We start from the raw sequence: 14,633 nt of genomic DNA on the forward strand, positions 1-14,633 counted from the left end.
TAACTTTATATAGGGATGGCGTAGGGCAATCCCAAAATAAAATTTGCAGAAAGCCCCTAATCCTGCTTCTTTTCGAGAAGCTCCTCCAGTACAAAAAGACGAATTGCGCTAGAGAGATTTCCTTGACGTGTCGCGTCTATTTTTGTGATCAGTTCGTTAATGCTAAGGTTCTGGCGCTTGGCGTTTTTTTTGAACAGTTCCCAGAATTTCCGCTCCAGCGACACACTGGTCCGATGGCCGGAAATACTCACCGAATGCTTGACAATATCCGTGGGAGCAGGCCCGGCCGCAAAGGGTTCCTTAGTCATCTTTCTTTCGGGCGAAAAAGTCATTCCCCTTGTCATCCATGACGATAAAGGCCGGGAAGTCCTCGACTTCAATGCGCCATATTGCCTCCATTCCAAATTCCTCGAAGGCCTGTACTTCAACTTTTTTGATATTATTCTGCGCGAGGATTGCGGCCGGACCGCCAATGGAGCCAAGGTAAAATCCACCGTGCTTATTGCAGGCGTCAACAACAGCCTTGCTGCGGTTGCCCTTAGCAAGCATCACCATACTGCCACCTTCGGCCATGAACTGATCAACATAGCCATCCATTCGGCCGGCAGTCGTTGGCCCGAAAGAACCTGATGCATAGCCTTCCGGTGTTTTAGCGGGACCAGCGTAATAGATGATATGATCCTTGAAATACTGTGGTAATCCTTCGCCACTTTCCAGAAGTTCGCGCAATTTGCGATGGGCGAGATCGCGGGCGACAATAATTGTACCGCTCAGACTCAGGCGGGTTTTGATAGGATATTGCGAAAGCGTCGCCAGAATATCTTTCATCGGCCTGTTAAGGTCAATTTTTACCACTTCATCATTGAGATCCGTGTCCGTGACCTCCGGTAGATACTTGGCGGGGTTGGTCTCCAATTGCTCGATAAAGACCCCTTCTTTGGTGATCTTGCCCTTAACCTGACGATCCGCAGAGCAGGAGACGCCGATTCCGATTGGTACACTTGCGCCATGGCGCGGCATTCGGATAACACGGACATCATGACAGAAATACTTGCCACCGAACTGTGCACCAATCCCGATCCCTTGCGAAATTTTCAGGACTTCCTGCTCCATTTCCAGATCACGAAAGGCGCGGCCATGTTCATTTCCCGTGGTGGGCAACGCATCGTAATACTTGGTAGAGGCAAGTTTGACAGTCTTCATAGTGTCTTCTGCAGAAGTGCCGCCAATGACTAATGCAAGGTGGTACGGCGGGCAAGCGGCCGTTCCGAGAGACATTAACATTTCCTCGATAAATGGTACCAGACGTTCAGGCGTCAATACACTCGGCACGGCCTGATGGAGGAAGGTTTTGTTGGCTGAGCCGCCACCCTTGGCTACGAAGAGAAATTCATAAGAATCGCCATTTATGGCATACAGGTCGATCTGAGCAGGCAGGTTCGTACCTGTGTTCTTTTCTTCAAACATGCTGATCGGCGCCAGCTGCGAATAACGGAGATTTGTTTCGGTATAAGTCTTGTAGACGCCTCGGGAAAGCTGCTCTTTATCAGTTCCGTCAGTCCAGACATATTGGCCCTTTTTGCCCATAATAATCGCCGTGCCGGTATCCTGACATCCTGGCAGAACCATACCGGCCGCAATATTGGCATTCTTAAGAAGCTCCGTTGCAACGAATTTGTCATTTTTAGAGGCTTCGTCATCTTCAAGAATTTTCGCAAGCTGCTGAAGATGCTTGGGCCGCAACAGATGGGCAACATCATGCATTGCTTCCGCCGCGAGCAGGCTTAGTGCCTCTGGTTCCACTTTCAGGATTTGCTTGCCGTCCACGTCGATTGTTGAAACATAATCAGAGGTCAGTTTGCGATATGGGGTGTCGTCTTTCCCGAGGGAAAACATGTCCTGATAGTGAAATTCGGGCATGGGCTGGCTTTCAGTTGATGTCGAAACAGAAGAACGGGTTGTTTGGAAGATTAGCTATTTTTTACGGAATGCATCAAGGGTTATTACTTCCCCTTGTTTCTCTGGTACGCCGTTTGCTTCCTCATCTGCAGTTTTTGCAGGTTCCGTTAGGGTAGCTTCAGGAGCGGACACGGTCTCGCTTTCGGGAGTAGTTACAGAGAACTGTAAGCCGAACTGTACAGACGGATCGGCAAAAGCCGTTAAGGCATCAAAGGGAACCTTTAACGTCTCACGTTTGTGATTAAAACTCAGGTCGACGGTGAAGTAGTCCTGCTCCACAACGATATCCCAAAATTGGTGCTGCAGCACTATTGTCATTTCATCTTTATAGCGCTCAGACAGATGTGTCGGCACGGAAACCCCGGGGTAGGAGGTTTTAAAGGTAATATAGAAATGCTGGTCCCCTGGCAGGCCGTTGACCGCAGCATGACGAAGCGCATTGCGAACTACTTCCAGCAGCGCATTTTCAACCATTTTCGTGTAATTGATTTCGTCATCCATGTCGTGAATAATCCCCGCCTTCGACGCTTTTTACTTAATTACATTAATTCAATTTATGCGACGAGATGCCGGCTAAGGCATCGCGTGATGTAGAACAAGTGAAGGGGCTTCTGTTGCCAGGTGCCCCTCCGAACCCCGTGTAGTGCGATTAAGCAGCTACGGCAAATGCTTCGTTATTATCGTTAGCATTTATAAAAATGACCCGATATCGGTGGTATCATACCGAGCAAAAATTACATCTTTACTGCGCGCGTCGAGCCTATTTCGCCCCCATCAAAAAGACAGTTGTATTCTTGTATATTACTGTCTTTATGGTGGAGGCGCCGGGTACCGCCCCCGGGTCCGCAACGTTTATTCCATGCAACGTTTATCGCCATAGTTGGTTACCCAACATCATGAATATAATTCTTTTGCGTTGATATTAAAAGGGGCGATCGCGGCAATTTTTTTTAAGGCTGTTTCCGTTTGAGTGTTATGAAACTGTGATCGTAAGTATCTTTTTCCGATTTTTTATGAAACTCGCGTGATAGTTCGGTCCAACTCGCCGGGTCAAGTTCCGGAAAAAAAGTGTCTCCGGTTACTGTCGCATGCACCCGGGTGAGATATATTTGGTCCAGCATTTCCATGGCTTGTCGATATATTTCCGCTCCGCCAATTATAACCATTTCGCGGGCGTCAATTCGTTGCGCAGCATCTTTGCCTAAACGTATGGCCTCATCAAGGCTATGTGCAACGATAGCACCTTCAGCAATGAAATCAGGGTCGCGGGTAATCACGATGTGGGGGCGCCCGGGAAGCATGCCGGGCAGGGATTCAAATGTCTTTCGTCCCATTATGATTGGTTTGCCGGTGGTTGTTGCCTTGAACCATCTCAGATCATTTGAAAGGCGCCATGGCAAGCCATTATCCACGCCGATTACCTGATTTTCAGAGACGGCAACCATGGCCGAGAGGAGAATGGAGGGCATTGCGGACCTAAACGGCAACCTGCGCCGGGATATGTGGGGCGGCCTGATATCCTTCGAGATTGAAATCATCAAAAGTGAAGGCAAAAATGTCTTTGATGTCGGGGTTGATCTGCATGGTGGGCAGTTTGCCTGGGATGCGTTCCAGTTGCAAATCCGCCTGCTCAATATGATTGGAATAAAGATGCGTATCACCAAAACTGTGGATAAATTCGCCCGGCTTCAGTTCACACACTTGCGCCATCATCATGGTAAGCAAGGCGTAAGACGCTATATTAAACGGGACACCAAGGAACACATCAGCGCTGCGTTGGTATAGCTGGCAAGAAAGTCTGCCGTCTGCCACATAAAACTGAAAAAGACAATGACAGGGCGGTAGAGCCATATTGTCAACTTCCGCCGGGTTCCAGGCGCTGACAATCAGGCGGCGAGAATTTGGATTAGTTTTGACCTGGTTGATGAGATTAGTAATTTGATCAATTGAGCCACCGTCGGGGCGTGGCCAGGACCGCCACTGCGCGCCGTAAACCGGGCCGAGATCACCATTCTCATCGGCCCAATCATCCCATATCCGCACACCATTTTCTTTGAGATATCGGATATTTGTCTCGCCGGAAAGAAACCAGAGTAATTCATGTATGATGGACTTCAGATGCAGCTTCTTGGTCGTGAGCACCGGGAACCCCTGGGAGAGATCAAAGCGCATCTGATGGCCGAAAATGCTATAGGTTCCGACGCCTGTGCGATCCGACTTGAAAACGCCCTGGTGGCGAACGGTGCGCAAAAGATCTAGATATTGTTGCATCAAGCGGGTTCCTGTTGAATCTAAGGCATATGTAGTATGAGAATAAGTTAAGCCTGTGACGAATGCCAGCCCAAATTAAGCGGGATTACATCACCGTTCTGGTAATTTCATTCAATTTTTTCGTCCAGAAATGCGCGACCTTCTCTATCCTCAATTTCCAGCACCCACAAATCAGGATCGTTTTTAACTCGCCTGTCAATATAGGCGTCGGCGTCTGCTTCCTCAACCCAGTCAGGGCCCGTTCCTTTCAGCCACATGCGTGCGCCGTCATCGAAATTCGTCGTGGGGGAGAGAACCATACAGCCCGGCCCCAAGCGGTTTATTTTCAACAAGACAGATCCCGCCGTCTCATCGCCGCGCCGGGTTACCATAACCGGCACATTAAGCGTGGCGCATTTACGGATATGGGCTTTGATCCAAATCTCGGCTTTCAGGCGAGGTTCCAAAGTACGTTCCTATTTCGTCAAACTATCTAGGCCACAAAAGAGAAGTTCGTCGCGCAGGCGGAGCAGCCGATTTCGCCGGTGTAAATCCCCCTTCTCTTCACAAAAACGCGCTGCTTCTTCCAGAATTTCTTCCGCCCGGTCTCCATATTTTTCCCGATAATGAGTGGCAACATTCCCAGTCAGGTCATGGATTTCGCGAATCTCTTGCCTCATACGAGCCTCTTGACTTCTTCGTGTCGCGGGCAGCTCACCACATGGTCATTGATCATGCCGACCGCCTGCATAAAAGCATAGACAATGGTCGGGCCGACAAATTTAAACCCGCGCTTTTTCAGATCCTTTGAAATGGTTTGGCTGAGATCGGTTTCCGCCGGCACTTCGCTCATTGACTGCCAGCTGTTTTGCAGGGGCCTACCATCGAGATAGTTCCATAGCAACTTTGAAAAGCCGCCATCTTCCGTTTCTTCAATCTCGAGAAAGAGTTGTGCGCCCTTGATTGTCCCGAGGATTTTTGCACGATTGCGGACTATGCCGCTATCCTGCATAAGAGCCTTCACTTTGGCGTCATCATAGCGCGCAATAATTTCCGGGCTGAAGTTATCAAAGGCAGCTTTGAAATTCTCCCGCTTCCGTAAAATAGTGATCCAAGAGAGTCCCGCCTGAAACCCGTCGAGAATGAGTTTTTCATACAGGGCGCGGCTGTCATATTCCGGCACGCCCCATTCCTCATCATGATAGGCCTTGTAAAAAGGGTCATCCCCATACCAGGTGCAGCCTTCAGCCATTTATCTTTTTTCCCTTTTTTGTAAGCTAATAGCGAATCACCGCCAAAGGTGAGTTAGTCCGATTTAACTTAAGTCTAATGCAAGGCGTAGCGATAAAGCTACTCATCTACTCCAATTCCTGCTCCGGTTTGAAGCAGACAGCTTCAATCTTATTGCCGTCGGGATCAAGGACAAACGCTGCATAATAATTCTCTTCATAATCCCTTTTGCCAGGTCCACCATTATCCGTGCCGCCACTTGTGAGCGCGGCAGCATGAAACGCGTGAATGGAGGCTTGGTCCGGCGCACGGAAGGCGCAGTGAAAGCCTTGGGCCTTTCCAATATCCTGATGCTCTACCAGCCAGAAAAAGGGATTTTTCCGAGATGGGCCATAAGCAACGCTCTCGCCGTAATCGGCGACTTTCTTGAGACCAATCGTGGATAAGACGGCATCATAAAAGGCCTTTGATCTCTCCCGATTGGTGATGCCGATAGACACATGATCCAGCATTTCAAAATCTCCCCTAAATTAATGTTCATGATATGTTCTATATTTATAAAAGGAAATATGACGTCTCGGCAAGCCATAAATGCCTTTATTGTTTTTGGAGTTCTGGGAGGTCTATGTAGTCAGGCTGAACAATTTTGACGCCTTTGGGCTCCAGATCCTCCGGGTTTGCGGGCAAGCTCTCCAGACGGACAAGCGCGAGACCCTGTCCGTTAGAAAAAGAGCGCACGTCAGCGATTTCGCGGCCTTGTTGCAGGATTTTATCGCCGCTATGAAGGGTGCCATTATATTCAATTCGAAACAGGCGTTTTTTGATTTTCGCGCGATGTTTGGTGCGGGCGGTCAGTTCCTGCCCCACGTAGCAGCCTTTGGTGAAGCTGACGCCATTCAGTTCGTCGAAATTTGCCTCTAAAAGAAAATTCTTCTCCGGTAGGATATCGCGGGCACCGTCCGGAACGCCGAGGCGCAATCGAAGGGCATCATATGCCTCTTCTTTAGCGAGGGTTGCGGTCGGAAACATGGTGGCCGGATGGAACTCCTCCGAAGCGTACATGCGTACCCCAAGTGCTAGATTGCGCGGATCGGCAAGATAGAGAACCCCGTCACTATCAATAATCGAACCAACTTTTCCCGGGGTATTCACCGCTGAACTGGAGAAATCTCCAAATAGGGAAAAAACGCTCTGATCGCTCTCGGTGATGGTGACATCGGCCCGAAGCTTATAGAGCGTCAGGCGGCGGACGAGATCATCCTTCCGATCTGCCGCACAATCGAGGAGGTAGCTATCTCCTGATTTCAGAATAAAAAAATCATGGAGAAATTTACCTTGCGCCGTAAGAAGCGCGGCATAAATGCCTGACGTATTGCTGACCTGCGCCATGTCATTTGTGATGAGGTTCTGCAAAAAGTCCCATACATCCTTGCCTGTCAGGACAAGGACTGTACGGCTTTCTAATTGTGCGACTGTCAAATTCGTCATGTGATTCTTTCCAGATCCGGGCTAAATCCCGAATGCCTCATACAGGTATGATAGGAACGCGCCCTTGGCAAGAGAGGGTATGCGTATTATGAAGAAACCGCAATTTCGACATAACGTGTGGGATCTCGATATGAGCCAGGCTGACAGCGGACCAAAGACTTCCTTCCAGGCGAGCAAACGAGCTGCGATTACAATTCGGAGGCCGGATGACTGGCATGTTCACTTGCGGGACGGGGCGATGCTCAGTGCGGTTGCAATATTTACCGCACGGCAGTTTGCGCGGGCCATTATAATGCCAAATCTTGTGCCACCGGTGACGACGATGGCGGCTGCGGAAAGTTACCGGAAAAGAATTCTCGCCACACTACCGGAGGGTTCAGATTTCACGCCGCTCATGACATGCTATCTCACCGACAGCATCGATCCGGAAGAAGTGCGGCGCGGGCATGAGGCTGGCGTATTTACGGCGGCAAAGCTTTATCCCGCAAACGCGACGACAAATTCCAGTCATGGTGTGACGGATATCCGCAATATCTACCCGGTGCTGGAGGTGATGCAGCGGATGAAAATGCCACTTCTGGTGCATGGCGAGGTGACCGATAGTGATGTAGATATTTTTGATCGTGAGGCAGTCTTTATTGAGCAAGTTATGATCAATATCCTTAAAGACTTCCCGGAGTTGAAAGTGGTGTTTGAGCATATTACGACGGCCGATGCCGCCGCATTTGTGTCAGAAAGCGGTGCGAATATTGGCGCAACCATTACACCGCATCACCTTACTTTTAACCGGAACGAGATTTTTAAGGGAGGAATACGGCCACATTTTTATTGCTTGCCCATTGCGAAGCGAGAAAAACACCGCCTCGCGCTTCGACGGGCGGCGACGTCGGGGTCCCCGAATTTCTTCCTCGGAACAGACAGCGCCCCCCATGCCATCCATGACAAGGAATCGGCCTGCGGTTGCGCGGGGTTATTCAATGCACCCTATGCGCTGGAAAGCTATGCGATCGTTTTTGAGGAGGAAGGCGCGCTGGACAAGTTGGAGGCTTTTGCCTCAGAAAATGGGCCGAAATTCTACGGCCTGCCTCTGAACGATGGCCAAGTGACTTTGGAGCCTGCAGAGGCCGCGGCGGTCGAGCAGATTGAAACGTCAAATGGCGCGCTGGTCCCTTTTCTTGCCGGTGATACACTGAGTTGGCGTTTTCAAGGCTGAGTTCACGCACATATAATTTTCAGTGTTCCTTGCTTTATTCTCCCCTTTCGTCTTGAGGAAACATTTGCATCCGAATATGGTTGAAAAGATAAACAACGAGATGGAGGCAGTGAGTATGGTGGGGATAGAAAGAAAAGGAAACTGCCTGTGCGGAGAGGTGAAAATCAATGCGACGGCACCTGATAATACTGTAGGCGCCTGTCATTGCAGTAAATGTAGGAAATGGGGCGGCGGCCCGTTCCTGTCAATTGATTGCGGATCAGACGTCAAATTTGACGGCGATGAAAATATCTCGGTTTTTAATTCGTCGGAATGGGCAGAGCGTGGTTTTTGCAAGAATTGCGGAACCCATCTTTTTTACCGGCTCAAGAGTAATGGGCAGCATATTATGCCGTTGGGTTTGTTTGAGGACGATGGCAATTTTGTTTTTGATCATCAGATTTTTATCGATGAAAAGCCCGTGTGCTATTCATTCGCAAATGAGACGCTGATGATGACCGGCGCAGAAGTTTTCGAGAAATACTTATCCCCGGAATAGCCGGTATTTTGATCCGTCGAGACGCTAATTTATAAGATACTCAGTGCCGCTATATTTTAGTTCACTTGGACTGATAAGTTTTTTTGACGCGACACGAACGGAATGTAGCGGGCCGTCGAGTTCCGCTTCCCAAAAATCCAGAAACTTTTTCAATGTCGGGTATTTCGGGGCCAGGTCATATTCCTGCCAGATATAAGTTTGCAGAAATTCCGGATAGTCGGGAAGGTGATACAGGATCTCTGCGGTGGTTAATACGTAGCCTTGTAACATTTTCTCCATTTCAGACATGTTGTTACTCCATTCTACTGATAATCAGGGGGAGCCTCTCTGCCCACAACATTAATATTAGAATATATACATTAACAATCAATTGCTTATGTAATTTTGGCTTTTATTCCCGGCCTCGTACGAGCTATAAGGGGTAAAATATAATGAGAGGAATATTGAAATGAGCGACACATTCAGAGCCTTGGTCATAGAAGATCAGGATGGAAAACAGCAGGCCGTATTCAAGGACCTAACAGTCGGAGATCTTCCTGATGAGGACGTTCTTGTCGAAATTTCCTACTCAACGCTGAACTATAAAGATGGTCTCGCCGTTTCCGGCAAAGGAATTGCGCGCCGTTTGCCAATGGTTGGCGGCGTTGATCTTGCTGGTACAGTCCTGGAAAGCAAATCTCCGGACTTTAAGCCGGGCGATAAGGTCATCGTCAATGGTTATGGCCTCTCTGAGCTTTATTGGGGTGGATACAGTCAAAAGCAAAAACTTAAATCCGAATGGCTGATCAAGCTGCCAGATGCCTTTTCGATGCAAGAATCAATGGCGATCGGTACGGCGGGATATACCTCCATGCTTTGTGTATTGGCGCTGGAAAAAGCCGGTGTGACGCCAGACAAAGGCGAAATTCTGGTGACGGGTGCCGCAGGCGGCGTTGGCTCCGTTGCGATCGCGATACTTGCCAAGCTTGGCTATCAAGTAGTTGCATCGAGCGGGCGGGAAGAAACCCATGATTATTTGAAAAAGCTGGGGGCCAAGGAAGTTATCAGTCGTGAGGAAACAATGGGTAAGGGGCGTCCCTTTGATAAGGAGCGTTGGGCCGGTGCCGTCGATTGCGTCGGCAGCAAGATTTTGGCCGCTGTGATTGCTCAGACTAATTATGGAGGTGCCGTTGCCGCTTGTGGCTTGGCTGGCGGGAATGACCTCCCGACGTCGGTTCTCCCCTTCATCCTTAGGAGTGTTTCCCTGCTTGGTGTTGATAGCGTTATGGCTCCACGCGAAAAGCGTATTGAGGCCTGGTCGCGTTTGGCAACGGATCTTGATAAATCTCTCTTTGCTGACATGACGCGTGTTGAACCGATGAGCAATCTGCCGACACTTGCAAATGATATTCTGAAAGGTCAGATTCAGGGGCGTGTCGTAATCGACGTCAACGCCTGAGATTAAGAGTTTTCGGGGCGGCCTTTGGCAACAAAAAACGGGTTGTCATGGCCGTCCTTTCCATAGGTAAGCGGCGCGCCATCAAGCGTTTCAACTGTGCCGCCCGCTGCCTCAAGAATAGCCTGTCCAGCGCCGATATCCCATTCCATAGTGCGCCCAAAGCGGGGATAGAGGTCGGCTTTACCCTCTGCCAGAAGACAGAGCTTCAGAGATGAGCCCGCGGAAATGAGCTCAGCTACTTCAAACTTTGCGATATAGTCATCGGTCTCTGGCGTTCTGTGTGACCGACTTGCGACAACAGTGAGCCCGCCCGCTGGGGGCGTGCGCGCGGCAATGGCTTTAGGCTCGTTCTCACCATCCTGCCGCCAGACCTTGCCGGATCCTTCGGCATAATAGGTTGTGTCCTTAACGGGCACATGAATCACGCCCATGGTCGGTCGGCCTTGCTCGACGAGCGCGATATTAACTGTGAACTCACCGCGTTTCTGAACAAATTCTTTTGTTCCGTCAAGAGGGTCAACAAGCCAGAAGATGCCACCCGATAAATCGGGGACTTTTCCGGCTGCTTCGCTTTCTTCGGCCAAAACTGGAATGTCAGGAGTGAGCTCTTCGAGCCCTTTTAGGATAATTTTTTCTGCTTCAACGTCCGCTTCCGTAACCGGAGATGAGTCAGTCTTTGTCTTCACGTCGAAGTCCTGCTGGTAAATTGTCAGGATCTTGTCGCCGGTCTCCCGTGCGAGTTTAGTGATGGCCAAGGTGAGGGCCGGACGGTCGAGTGTCATGAATTATTCCTGATGACATGATGGGGCCGAAATCAATCAACAACATATCGATTAAAACGGCTATGTCACTCCCGAAAAGGTTGGAAGGTTTATTTTGTGGGGATGGCACTGCGGCTGCGCAATTTGAATTGTTTAGCTATCCCGAGGGAGGGTTTCTCAATGATCGTCCATGATAGAACCGCGCAGAGGAGAGTGAGCGGAAGGGCATATATAATATTGAGAAACGGGTTGGTGATATCTGAATAGGCAACGAGTTGCTGAATGGGAAAGGCGTATATGTAGATGCCGTATGAATAATCCCCGAGCCGGTTATAGTTCTTGATTTTTCCACCAGGTAAAAAGGCGAGTAGAAAAATGATATAGGTGAGGGACAGCATGAAAATTTCCCGAAAAAAGAAGCTGTCGTAAAGAAGCGCGGTCAAGATCACAAGACCACCTCCAATTCCCCAGTGCAGGATAATTTTCTGCCGCCATACAAACAGAACAACGCCAACCAAGAAAGGAAAGGCCAGCTTAGCAAGTGCCACCAGTCGGGATTGCGGTTCGAAATAGATGATGGCCGCGTAACAAACGATAAATGCAAGCCATGCAATGAGCATGAGGCGGGGCGTTTTTAACAGCCCTGCAATCCCCAAAGCAGTCACGAAAAAATAGCAAACCAGTTCATGACTCAATGTCCAGAGGGGAATATTGATTGAACCGCCGACGGGATTGCCTTTGAATACGCCAGGCAGATATTGTTCAAGCGAAAACAGTGTGAAATTGCGCAAAATATAATCTGGCGCCGCGAGCCATACCGACTTAACGTCAGCGACCGTTATCAACGGGGCCAATATCAACGCGGTAACAAGTAATACAACAAGGAGTGCTGGAAATATCCGCATAACGCGCGAAAACCAGAAACGCTTGAAATTTGGATCACGGATATAACTTTGTGCAATAAGATATCCGGAGATCGCGAAAAAAATGGAAACGCATATTATTCCGAGGTCAATTCCATGCAGAATGTCATGGAGAGGCTGTTCGGCGATACTGCCCGTTGAAATTGGCCAGGCGTGAGAAACCAGTACGCCGGCCGCGGCAAACATCCTGATCAGATTCAGGTTGTTGTCACGCCCCTTGTCGACATCTGACAAAAATACTGATTTCATGGGACACTTTCTTGGGTTGCTGTCTGAAAAGGTCCGTTACTCTGAAATAACGGGTCGATCACCGACTGCTAAACTGCTAATTTAACACGAATTTATTTACAAATAAATGTACTGGGGTGGCGAACAAGGATGAAGGAGTTTACGATCACACCCGATCCAAAAGCGACCGCGCTGAGCGAGAGTTTGGGCGGCGTTGATCAAAATGGTACCGCGGTCGTTTTGCCTGTCGTTGTTGAGAGGCCGCTCACCTTGTTTCTTAATCGCCAGGAGATTGTTACAATGATGACCATTGGCGATTATCCTGACTATCTCGCGCTTGGATATTTGCTTAACCAGAACATGCTGCAAATGGAAGATGAAGTAACAGGCATTGATTATGACGATGACCTGGGTGTTGTCGTGGTTCGTACAGAGCGGGAAACGGACTTTGAAGAAAAGTTGAAGAAGAAAACACAAACCTCCGGCTGCGCGCAGGGTACTGTCTTCGGCGATGTTATGGAGAAGTTTGGGGATATTATCCTTGATCCGGAGGCGGTGCTTAAGACCTCCTGGATTTATGCTCTTTCGCGCAAAATTAATCAGCAACCGTCGCTTTATTTGGAAGCCGGGGCCATTCATGGCTGTGTCCTATGTGAAGAAGATCGTCCCCTTGTTTATATGGAGGATGTGGGTCGGCATAATGCCATTGATAAAATTGCTGGATATATGTGGCGCCATGGCATCTCTTCAAAGGCAAAAATTTTTTATACGACCGGGCGGCTAACGTCGGAGATGGTGATCAAGACAGTCCAGATGCAAATCCCGATTGTCATCTCTCGATCTGGCTTTACGGCCTGGGGAGTTGATCTTGCCCGTCAAGCTAATCTGACGCTCGTTGGTCGAGCAAAAGGTAAGCGTTTTGTTTGCCTATCTGGCGTTGAGCGGCTGGTTTTCGATATCGACCCAGCGACAGTTCCGGAAGAATCCAGTAAACATCAGCGAAAGGCTGCCCGATGACAGGCGATCCACAAAAATTTCCATGCCTTTTACTGGCAGGTGGACAATCGCGGCGAATGGGCGGCGGCGCAAAGTTTTTGAAGAAGCTGGGGGGGAAGACCCTGCTGATGTATATTGTTGATGCGCTCCGCCCGCAAGTTGGTGAATTTGCACTGAATATGAATATGGAAGCGGGCGCTGATACACCGCCTAATATTCCCGTCATAAAGGATAGTATTTCTGGGTTTGCGGGTCCTCTCGCGGGAGTATTAACCGGTATGATGTATTTTAATGAGAGGGGCATGAAGGCAACCCATATGCTAAGTGTGCCAACGGATGCCCCCTTTATTCCTGCTGATCTTGTCGGGCGCCTCGCATCTGGAATAGAAGGTAATACCAACAAAATTGTCATGGCGAATTCGGTCGGAAGGGTGCACCCGGTTGTCGCGCTCTGGCCTCTCTCGCTTGCCGAAGACCTGCGGGCCGCGCTGGTTGAGGAAGATCTCCGAAAAATTCTTGTCTTCGCAGACAGATATCCCCGAAGCGAGGTTGTCTGGAACGAAAGCGAGGGTGACCCGTTCTTCAATATCAATCGGCCGGAAGACTTTGAAGAAGCGGAGCGACGGTTGTCCCGTGCCCTGAGCTAGCGCGATTTGGAGGGAATGTTTATTAGTGCGACGCCCAGGATGGCGGTCAAAATGCCTAGGCCGACGATAAACGAAAACTGCTCTCCCAGAACGACGATGCCCAGCATCACACCAACGCCCATCCTTAAATAGCTCTGGCTCGCTGTACCAAGGGATCCTAGCGTGTTGATCAGACGGAAATAGAGGAGTAGGGCCAGTGCCGTTCCAAAGGTGCCAAGGATGACAACCGCAGTGAGCGATTCAATAGACGGAGAAAGCGTCCAGGGTTGATCAATGATAAGGCTCGCCGGAATGAGGACCGCGCAGGCTGAAATCATAACGCCTGCAGCGGTAACGGTCGAGGGAAGAGAGGCGAACTTCCGCCCGTTGATCGCCGCATAACCATACAGCATGGCACTTGCAAGGATCGCGAGTTGAGCGACGACTTGTTGTCCCAGGCTTTGCAGGGCATCGACGCCGATGATCAGAATCACTCCGGCAAGTCCGATAAAGGCACCTGCAATCTTTCGGATTGTTACTGTCTCATGCCGGGTAATTAGCCAGGTTAGTAGAAAAACGAATATGGGTGACGTTGAATTCAGGACGGTGGCGAGACCGCTCTCGACATATTGCTGGCCCCAGGCAAGAAGTGTCCAAGCGCCGAAACTGTTAAAAAATGACTGGATCGCAAAATTTCGCCATGTCGGGAGATCTGTTGGCAGCCGGTACCCCTGTCGCCAGACAACAATCAACAAGACAAACGCCGCGACGGATACGCGGAGCGCAACGAGTGATGCTGGCGGAATTGTCTCTACACCGATGCGAATGAGAAGATAAGAAGATCCCCAAAGGCACGCCAGCAGGATAAGCAGAAAATATTCTCTCGTTCGATTTATGGGTGACGCGGAAATGAGACTGGCCTTTGTTGGTTAAGTTGGATGCGCTTTGGAGAATAGCTTTCTTGATTTTGAAATTGCTTCGTT

The 14,633-nt window shown here is 49.6% G+C and carries 19 protein-coding genes and 1 other RNA gene; 5 read left to right on the plus strand and 15 right to left on the minus strand.

The window, feature by feature from the left end:
• Positions 1-56 precede the first annotated feature (56 nt).
• The 11 genes from LKE13_RS16975 to LKE13_RS17025 all read right to left on the minus strand — a co-directional run bounded on the left by LKE13_RS16975 (position 57) and on the right by LKE13_RS17025 (position 6,927).
• Positions 57-308 carry a ribbon-helix-helix domain-containing protein gene (locus LKE13_RS16975; RefSeq protein WP_227952749.1) on the minus strand — a complete coding sequence of 84 codons (252 nt, stop codon included), beginning with the start codon at positions 306-308 and terminating at the stop codon, positions 57-59.
• A complete protein-coding gene (locus tag LKE13_RS16980; protein ID WP_227952751.1) occupies positions 301-1,920 on the minus strand; it encodes a fumarate hydratase in 1,620 nt (539 codons plus the stop codon). The genes LKE13_RS16975 and LKE13_RS16980 overlap by 8 nt, the downstream gene beginning before the upstream one ends.
• A 54-nt stretch (positions 1,921-1,974) precedes the next feature.
• Positions 1,975-2,460 (minus strand): SspB family protein, encoded by a 486-nt coding sequence (locus LKE13_RS16985; protein ID WP_227952753.1) that lies wholly within the window; start codon positions 2,458-2,460, stop codon positions 1,975-1,977.
• A gap of 97 nt (positions 2,461-2,557) precedes the next feature.
• Positions 2,558-2,891, minus strand: a transfer-messenger RNA (tmRNA) gene (gene ssrA, locus LKE13_RS16990).
• 18 nt (positions 2,892-2,909) lie between these two features.
• On the minus strand, positions 2,910-3,428 hold the full coding sequence (locus LKE13_RS16995; RefSeq protein WP_227952755.1) for a dihydrofolate reductase: 519 nt from the start codon (positions 3,426-3,428) through the stop codon (positions 2,910-2,912).
• 7 nt (positions 3,429-3,435) lie between these two features.
• A complete protein-coding gene (locus LKE13_RS17000; protein WP_227952757.1) occupies positions 3,436-4,230 on the minus strand; it encodes a thymidylate synthase in 795 nt (264 codons plus the stop codon).
• Positions 4,231-4,337: 107 nt separating this feature from the next.
• Positions 4,338-4,676 carry a DUF1491 family protein gene (locus LKE13_RS17005; protein ID WP_227952758.1) on the minus strand — a complete coding sequence of 113 codons (339 nt, stop codon included), beginning with the start codon at positions 4,674-4,676 and terminating at the stop codon, positions 4,338-4,340.
• A 9-nt stretch (positions 4,677-4,685) separates the two neighbouring features.
• The gene (locus tag LKE13_RS17010; protein WP_227952760.1) at positions 4,686-4,889 is read right to left on the minus strand and encodes a hypothetical protein; all 204 of its coding nucleotides are present in this window, start codon (positions 4,887-4,889) and stop codon (positions 4,686-4,688) included.
• Positions 4,886-5,461, minus strand: coding sequence for a DNA-3-methyladenine glycosylase I (locus LKE13_RS17015; RefSeq protein ID WP_227952762.1), 576 nt, complete (start codon positions 5,459-5,461; stop codon positions 4,886-4,888). Before LKE13_RS17015 ends, LKE13_RS17010 begins: the two co-directional genes overlap by 4 nt.
• Positions 5,462-5,567: 106 nt before the next feature.
• A complete protein-coding gene (locus LKE13_RS17020; RefSeq protein ID WP_227952764.1) occupies positions 5,568-5,951 on the minus strand; it encodes a VOC family protein in 384 nt (127 codons plus the stop codon).
• An 85-nt stretch (positions 5,952-6,036) separates the two neighbouring features.
• Positions 6,037-6,927: a YgfZ/GcvT domain-containing protein gene (locus LKE13_RS17025; RefSeq protein ID WP_227952766.1), complete on the minus strand. Its 891-nt coding sequence runs from the start codon at positions 6,925-6,927 to the stop codon at positions 6,037-6,039.
• 130 nt (positions 6,928-7,057) lie between these two features.
• Here LKE13_RS17025 and pyrC point away from each other — a divergent pair, with 130 nt between their 5' ends.
• On the plus strand, positions 7,058-8,140 hold the full coding sequence (gene pyrC, locus LKE13_RS17030; protein ID WP_415776555.1) for a dihydroorotase: 1,083 nt from the start codon (positions 7,058-7,060) through the stop codon (positions 8,138-8,140).
• A 76-nt stretch (positions 8,141-8,216) separates the two neighbouring features.
• Positions 8,217-8,678, plus strand: a complete 462-nt coding sequence (locus LKE13_RS17035) for a GFA family protein (RefSeq protein ID WP_227952769.1) — start codon at positions 8,217-8,219, stop codon at positions 8,676-8,678.
• A gap of 24 nt (positions 8,679-8,702) precedes the next feature.
• On the opposite strand, the gene LKE13_RS17040 is transcribed toward LKE13_RS17035, so the two are convergent.
• Positions 8,703-8,966 (minus strand): usg protein, encoded by a 264-nt coding sequence (locus LKE13_RS17040; protein ID WP_227952771.1) that lies wholly within the window; start codon positions 8,964-8,966, stop codon positions 8,703-8,705.
• A 160-nt stretch (positions 8,967-9,126) separates the two neighbouring features.
• Between LKE13_RS17040 and LKE13_RS17045 the strand changes: the two genes are divergently transcribed.
• Positions 9,127-10,116 carry an MDR family oxidoreductase gene (locus tag LKE13_RS17045; RefSeq protein ID WP_227952774.1) on the plus strand — a complete coding sequence of 330 codons (990 nt, stop codon included), beginning with the start codon at positions 9,127-9,129 and terminating at the stop codon, positions 10,114-10,116.
• A gap of 2 nt (positions 10,117-10,118) precedes the next feature.
• Here the strand turns inward: LKE13_RS17045 and cysQ are convergent, their stop codons facing one another.
• Both cysQ and LKE13_RS17055 read right to left on the minus strand, forming a co-directional pair.
• Positions 10,119-10,898 carry a 3'(2'),5'-bisphosphate nucleotidase CysQ gene (cysQ, locus tag LKE13_RS17050; protein ID WP_227952776.1) on the minus strand — a complete coding sequence of 260 codons (780 nt, stop codon included), beginning with the start codon at positions 10,896-10,898 and terminating at the stop codon, positions 10,119-10,121.
• Between the two features lie 89 nt (positions 10,899-10,987).
• Positions 10,988-12,049 carry an acyltransferase family protein gene (locus LKE13_RS17055; protein ID WP_227952778.1) on the minus strand — a complete coding sequence of 354 codons (1,062 nt, stop codon included), beginning with the start codon at positions 12,047-12,049 and terminating at the stop codon, positions 10,988-10,990.
• Between the two features lie 129 nt (positions 12,050-12,178).
• On the opposite strand from LKE13_RS17055, the gene LKE13_RS17060 reads away from it, so the two are divergent.
• Entirely contained in the window at positions 12,179-13,045 is an 867-nt protein-coding gene (locus LKE13_RS17060; protein WP_227952780.1) for a formate dehydrogenase accessory sulfurtransferase FdhD, read from the plus strand.
• Positions 13,042-13,671: a molybdenum cofactor guanylyltransferase MobA gene (gene mobA / locus LKE13_RS17065; protein WP_227952782.1), complete on the plus strand. Its 630-nt coding sequence runs from the start codon at positions 13,042-13,044 to the stop codon at positions 13,669-13,671. The genes LKE13_RS17060 and mobA overlap by 4 nt, the downstream gene beginning before the upstream one ends.
• On the opposite strand, the gene LKE13_RS17070 is transcribed toward mobA, so the two are convergent.
• Positions 13,668-14,561, minus strand: coding sequence for a DMT family transporter (locus LKE13_RS17070; RefSeq protein WP_321576151.1), 894 nt, complete (start codon positions 14,559-14,561; stop codon positions 13,668-13,670). The genes mobA and LKE13_RS17070 overlap by 4 nt on opposite strands.
• Positions 14,562-14,633 lie beyond the last annotated feature (72 nt).

Source organism: Sneathiella sp. HT1-7 (assembly GCF_020731145.1).
GTDB lineage: Bacteria > Pseudomonadota > Alphaproteobacteria > Sneathiellales > Sneathiellaceae > Sneathiella.